Annotated in this window: 7 protein-coding genes; 6 read left to right on the top strand and 1 reads right to left on the bottom strand. The window is 47.0% G+C overall.

The window, feature by feature from the left end; translation table 11 throughout:
• From RMO35_RS17295 to RMO35_RS17280, 4 genes are all read left to right on the top strand, one after another.
• The coding region (locus tag RMO35_RS17295; protein WP_309742555.1) for an MFS transporter at window positions 1-624 on the top strand (624 nt) is incomplete at its 5' end.
• 7 nt (window positions 625-631) lie between these two features.
• The gene (locus tag RMO35_RS17290; RefSeq protein ID WP_309742554.1) at window positions 632-1,411 is read left to right on the top strand and encodes an ATP-binding cassette domain-containing protein; all 780 of its coding nucleotides are present in this window, start codon (window positions 632-634) and stop codon (window positions 1,409-1,411) included.
• Between the two features lie 86 nt (window positions 1,412-1,497).
• Complete coding sequence (locus tag RMO35_RS17285) at window positions 1,498-2,079, top strand: Uma2 family endonuclease (protein WP_309742553.1); 582 nt, start codon at window positions 1,498-1,500, stop codon at window positions 2,077-2,079.
• A gap of 285 nt (window positions 2,080-2,364) precedes the next feature.
• Window positions 2,365-3,207, top strand: coding sequence for a universal stress protein (locus RMO35_RS17280; RefSeq protein ID WP_309742552.1), 843 nt, complete (start codon window positions 2,365-2,367; stop codon window positions 3,205-3,207).
• Between the two features lie 177 nt (window positions 3,208-3,384).
• Here RMO35_RS17280 and RMO35_RS17275 read toward each other — a convergent pair whose 3' ends face one another.
• Window positions 3,385-3,684 carry a hypothetical protein gene (locus RMO35_RS17275; RefSeq protein ID WP_309742551.1) on the bottom strand — a complete coding sequence of 100 codons (300 nt, stop codon included), beginning with the start codon at window positions 3,682-3,684 and terminating at the stop codon, window positions 3,385-3,387.
• Between the two features lie 19 nt (window positions 3,685-3,703).
• On the opposite strand from RMO35_RS17275, the gene RMO35_RS17270 reads away from it, so the two are divergent.
• Together RMO35_RS17270 and RMO35_RS17265 are read left to right on the top strand one after the other, a co-directional pair.
• Window positions 3,704-3,973, top strand: coding sequence for a hypothetical protein (locus RMO35_RS17270; protein WP_309742550.1), 270 nt, complete (start codon window positions 3,704-3,706; stop codon window positions 3,971-3,973).
• A 104-nt stretch (window positions 3,974-4,077) separates the two neighbouring features.
• Window positions 4,078-5,494, top strand: a 1,417-nt coding sequence (locus RMO35_RS17265) for an FHA domain-containing protein (protein ID WP_309742549.1), incomplete at its 3' end; no start/stop codon positions are given.

Below are 5,494 nucleotides of genomic sequence, written 5' to 3'. Positions count from 1 at the left end.
CAAATTCCCACCGGATCTGAGCCGCATGTGCTGGCAGATCTCCAAGATGGCGTCCGCTATCTCGGCAAGCACAAGCAAATTAAAGGCGCACTAATTCAGCTAGTAATCCTCCAGTCAGTAATTGCTTCGATGACAGTAGTTGCCGTCCGCATGGCCGAACTATTGCCCGAAATCAAAGCCTCCCAATTTGGCTTTCTCCTAGCTGCTGGGGGCGTCGGGATGGCATTGGGTGCAGTAGCCTTGAGCTACATCGGTGCCAAATTCTCCCGCGCGCAATTGAGTTTGTATGGTTCTCTCGGAGTAGCAGCCTCGCTATTTGGGTTATCATTTTCCCAGTCTTTATGGTTGAGCCTCCTCTGCTTGGTTGGCATGGGCGTCTTTAGTGCTGGCGTGATGATTCCGATGCAGACCACCATCCAAAGCGAGACGCCAGAGGAAATGCGTGGCAAAGTCTTTGGACTGCAAAATAATGCCATCAATATCGCCCTGAGTCTACCGCTGGCACTAACTGGGATCGCCGAAACAGCATTAGGTGTCCCCACAGTGCTAATATGTCTGGCAACGATTTCCGCGATCGGCGGGATCTTCACGCAGCGATATAATTCGGCAGATGAGTCTAATTAGAGGGTAAATGGAACCGATAATTCAACTGCGCGGTGTCTCCAAAGCCTTTGGCAATAGTGTCATTCTCGACAAGATGGATTTGGATATTTATCCCGGACAAGGTTTGGGCATTATCGGGCCATCGGGGACGGGTAAATCGACGATTTTACGGATTATTGCGGGCTTACTCGCCCCAGATACGGGCGAAGTTTATATTCGAGGTCAACTGCGACAGGGATTAATTGAAGATGGTAACGATCCGATTTATATCGGGATGGTATTTCAACAAGCAGCTCTATTTGACTCCCTGACTGTCGAAGAAAACGTCGGCTTTAGAATGTTTCAACAGTCCCATATTCCGCGCAAACAGATTCGGGAATTGGTCGAACAGAAGTTGGCACTAGTCGGGATGGCAGATGTCGCAGACCGATATCCAGCTCAGTTATCGGGCGGGATGCGCAAACGCGTCAGCTTTGCCCGCGCGATCATGTCCAACCCCGAACATCCCGACGACAATCCGGAAGTCCTATTATACGACGAACCCACCGCAGGTCTAGACCCGATCGCATCTACGGTCATCGAAAATTTGGTGCGAGATTTACAGCAAGTCCCAGGCGGCTGTGGTACTTACGTCATGGTGACACATCAAGATAGTACCATCCGCCGCACGACCGATCGGATCGTCTTTCTCTATCATGGTAAGGTGCAATGGGATGGTAAAACCCCAGAAATCGACACCACCGACAACCCATTGGTACGCCAATTCTTTAGTGCCAGTATCCACGGCCCCATTCACCTGATCGATTGAATTAATCGCTGGGATATGGTTACTTCGTTCGATTTTAAGCTTGCTACAATATACTCAGTAATAGCCTTTCTAGGAGTTCCCGCTCGATGATAGGATCGACCCCAGTAGTTAAGCATCCTCGATTTGAATCTTTTGAGGATTATTTAGAATACACCGATAGCAACAATCGGTTGTATGAGTTATTCAATGGGGAATTAGTCGAAGTGCCGCCGGAATCAGGATTTAATATCGGAATTGCTAATTTTTTGTTAGTTTCTTTTCTGCCAATTGTTGGCTATTTGCGCGTTCGGGGACACGGGCTAGAATTAGAAGTAAATGGAGAACCACGCAATCGATATCCCGATTTGACGATTATTAAAGCAGAACATATCGAACAATTACGTTCGCGCAATACAGTCAGATTGAGTATGGCTGCACCAGATTTGGTAGTAGAAGTAGTCAGCCCCGGCAATCTGCAACGCGACCGCGATTATATTGCCAAACGAAATCAGTATCTAGATCGCGAAATTCCGCTCTATTGGATTGTCGATCCACAGGTTCGAGAAATTATGGTGTTAACTTTGACATCAGCAGAATATCAAGAACAGGTTTATCGAGGTAGCGACAAATTACAATTTCAAGATACACCGCTAAATTTAACCGCTGAGGAAATTTTATCCGCTGGTTGATATTGAGACAATTCTCGCCCATGTCGAGCAATCTTCTGCAAGTGTGACTTGGCTACGGATGCGCTCTAGGTATGACGCTCCCACGGGGGATCGCGCATCTGCCATAGTCTACAGGCGTTAAATGATAAATAATGTTGCGATCGAGACAAGATCGGCATGACGGTAGTGCAAGATCGAGAATATAAAACCACTGTTTAACACCTGAACCTAAAGCCTGAATGTCAAGACGATCGAACTCGATCGCCTCGATTAGTTAATTTAAAAATTAGATAGGATATTATCCCAATGATTCAAAATATTCTAATTGCCGTTGCTGGGTTGGGAAAATGCGAACAAATGCTCAAGGTGTTGATGGAAAGCCCGATAGTTAAAGGGGCAAACGTCACAATTTTGCATGTAGTGACTCCCCAAGTCACCGCCGAACTAATGTCCCAAAAGCTCACCGCTGGCGGTAAAATCCTCGCCGATGCGATCGAGTATCTCAAGATCGATCCTGCAAAAGTTAATGTCCGACTCAAACAAGGCGATCCTAAAGATATAGTTTGTCAAGTTGCTGATGAGGAAAATTCCGACCTGATTATTATGGGTTCGCGCGGACTCAATCGCTTAGAATCAATCTTGTCTAATTCTGTCAGTCAATACGTTTTTCAGCTTACTTCGCGACCGATGTTATTGGTAAAAGATGATGTCGATATCAAACGACTAAATCGGATTATGGTGGGATACAATCATTCTGTCCCCGCTCAAGCATCGCTTAAATTTGCGCTGTCGTTATTGCGCGATATCAAAGGCAGTCAATTGCAGTTAATTCAAGTTAAATCAAATCAAAAAGCTGCCGAAGCGATCGTCAATCCCGAGCGCGATCCGATCTTTGCCCCCGCAATTAGTGAGGCGAAAAAGCAAGGCGTAGCCTATAAGTGTATCGTCGCAATCGGCGATCCTGGTAAAGAAATCTGTAAAGCAGCCCAAGAGTTAAATACCGATCTGATTGCCATTGGTTCGCCAGATCGCCGCCCCTCGATCGCCAAAAACTTACCAGACCTCGATCGCCTATTAGGTAATTCACTATCTGATTATGTGCGGATTAAGGCTCCTTGTCCTGTGCTATTGAATCGATCGGTGGGTTAGGCTTTAGAGGATGGAAAACTCAATTCTGTTAAGCTTAAGCCCTAGAAAATCCCCCCAACCCCCTTAAAAAGGGGGAGTAAGAGTTTGTAAGATGTAGTGGGCAATGCCCACCACTTAGGTTTCAGGCAATCTCTATCTAATAAATATTTGCAATTACCTACTTAAATATCTGCAAGTTTATAACGCAAAATAACTAAATTTAACGAGCCAAATACTCCAGATACCGATCGCCAAATTCAAGCAATATCCCCAAACTCTGCTGGACATAGATAGCTTCAAGCTCCGCTGAATCAGCCGCCACTCGATCGCAAATAATGGCATGAATACCAGCGTGATACCCAAAAAATTCATTACACCCGTATCATAATAGCCACCTGCTTCGATGAGAATTAGTTTGACAAAAGCGGCAAGATAAGCACCTAAATGGATGCAAATCTGCACAATTGAGATATTTCTAAATAATCGATCGGCTGTCATAATATGTAAAATAATAGCTATGACTATGTGTGAAATAGAGGGTGACGATGACGGCTTTGGATTAACAATTGTTGATGTTGGAGAACTTTATCCTAAAGTTTTTTGCTTGGTAAAACAAATCACAGGTAAATCTACCAAGGAAGTCAAAGCAATTTTAGACGCTCCCGATTCTGTCATTATTGCATCGGGATACTATCGAGAACTGAATTTTATTTCCCGAGATCTATACGAAGTTGGAGCTAAAACTAAGATAATACTAGTGGATAACGAGCGAGCGAGCGTAAGTTAGAGTAACCGATACGATCGCGATTCTCTCTCATGAGAGGCTGGCGGGAACGCGCAAAAGATCGCTCATCCTGCTAAGATCGATGGTTAAACACTCAATCAACCTCTGTGCAAATCCGTTTGATGTGGGAAGATCCGGCAACAGGCGAACGCAAAGAACCCCTGTTAACTATCCCTATTGCGCTAGGGCGGGAATTTACGCGACTGCCTGAGACGATCGACGGTAATAGAGTTTGTCGGATCGTGTTAAATAGTCTGGAGGTATCGCGCTATCATGCCTCGATCGAAGTCGAACAGGATCGACTAATTGTAGTCGATCGCGGTAGTAGTAATGGCATCATCATCAACGGTCAAAAACAGACTCACGCTCAAGTTTCACCAGGAGACATCATTCAAATTGGGAATTATCAGATCGCGATCGCGATTCCAACCAATTCGCAACCGCTGACAACGCCAGCAAGTCAGTCCCAGATTGGGTTTAACGCCGTCACCAATCGACCCGATCCGCGCATTACCCCACCGCCGGAAGTTCCGGTAAATAGTTGCTTACCGCCGATTTTCCAACAGGCACAGATCGATCCGCAAGCGATTCACGCTACCGGGTTGCCAGTTGAAGAAGTCGAGTATGCTACTGTCGGCGGCGGGTTGGGGAGCTTTATCTGGGTAGATTTACTGCGAATTAGTGGAGTGAGTACCGAGCGGGTGCGAGTGCTGGGGATGGAGCAGCAACCCTACGGACGTTATCAGCAACTCTGTCTCAACGCGCAGATCGTCCCGCAAGAACGCCTGCGATCGCCTGCGGATGCCTGTCCGGATAATCTTTGGGGTTTTCCCAACTATGCGACCTTGGAGGCGGTCAGAGGCATCGCTAAGGGGAAGTTAAAATCGAGTTTGAGCTACTGCTGGCAAGTCTTCGCCGAACCGACATTAGCGGCGACTTATACGCCCAAATCTGGGGATGTTATTGCTGCGATCGATCGCGAAACCGCGCGGATTAGTTGGCGTAAAATGATTCGGACGGCGCACGTCCAGGCAATTCGCAAGACTACCGACGGGCGCTATGCGATCGTCTATACCTGTCAGCAACCCACCGATTATGCCTGTACGATCGCCCGATACGTCCATCTAGCTACTGGCTATCCCGCCTTACAATTTTTACCAGATCTCCAAGCTTATCGCGATCGCACCCAAGATTTCAAAACCGTCGTCAACGCTTACGAACCCCACGAACATATCTACGAGTCACTGGCAACTTACGGGGGGACGGTATTATTGCGCGGTACGGGAATCGTCGCCGCCCGGATCTTGCAAAAACTCTACACCCTCCGCCGGAATAACGAGCGCGTCGAAATTAAGGTGATCCAGTTACTCAGATCGGCAAAAGTCGAAGGTAATAAATACGGTTTAGCCGAGCGCAAAGTCGAGCACAACTATGAATTTCAGTCCTTTAACTGGCCGAAATCTGCGTGGGGCGGACAATATAAAAGTATCCTCGCAGCAGCCACCCCCGAACAACGCCAGCATC

The sequence above is a fragment of the Chamaesiphon sp. OTE_20_metabat_361 genome, from assembly GCF_031364565.1.
This window is presented reverse-complemented; position numbering and strand designations above follow the sequence as displayed.

Coding starts and splice junctions, on each gene's coding strand:
- RMO35_RS17290 (WP_309742554.1), top strand. CDS start 632: ATGGAACCGATAATTCAACTGCGCGGTGTCTCCAAAGCCTTTGGCAAT.
- RMO35_RS17280 (WP_309742552.1), top strand. CDS start 2,365: ATGATTCAAAATATTCTAATTGCCGTTGCTGGGTTGGGAAAATGCGAA.
- RMO35_RS17270 (WP_309742550.1), top strand. CDS start 3,704: ATGACTATGTGTGAAATAGAGGGTGACGATGACGGCTTTGGATTAACA.
- RMO35_RS17285 (WP_309742553.1), top strand. CDS start 1,498: ATGATAGGATCGACCCCAGTAGTTAAGCATCCTCGATTTGAATCTTTT.
- RMO35_RS17275 (WP_309742551.1), bottom strand. CDS start 3,684: ATGACAGCCGATCGATTATTTAGAAATATCTCAATTGTGCAGATTTGC.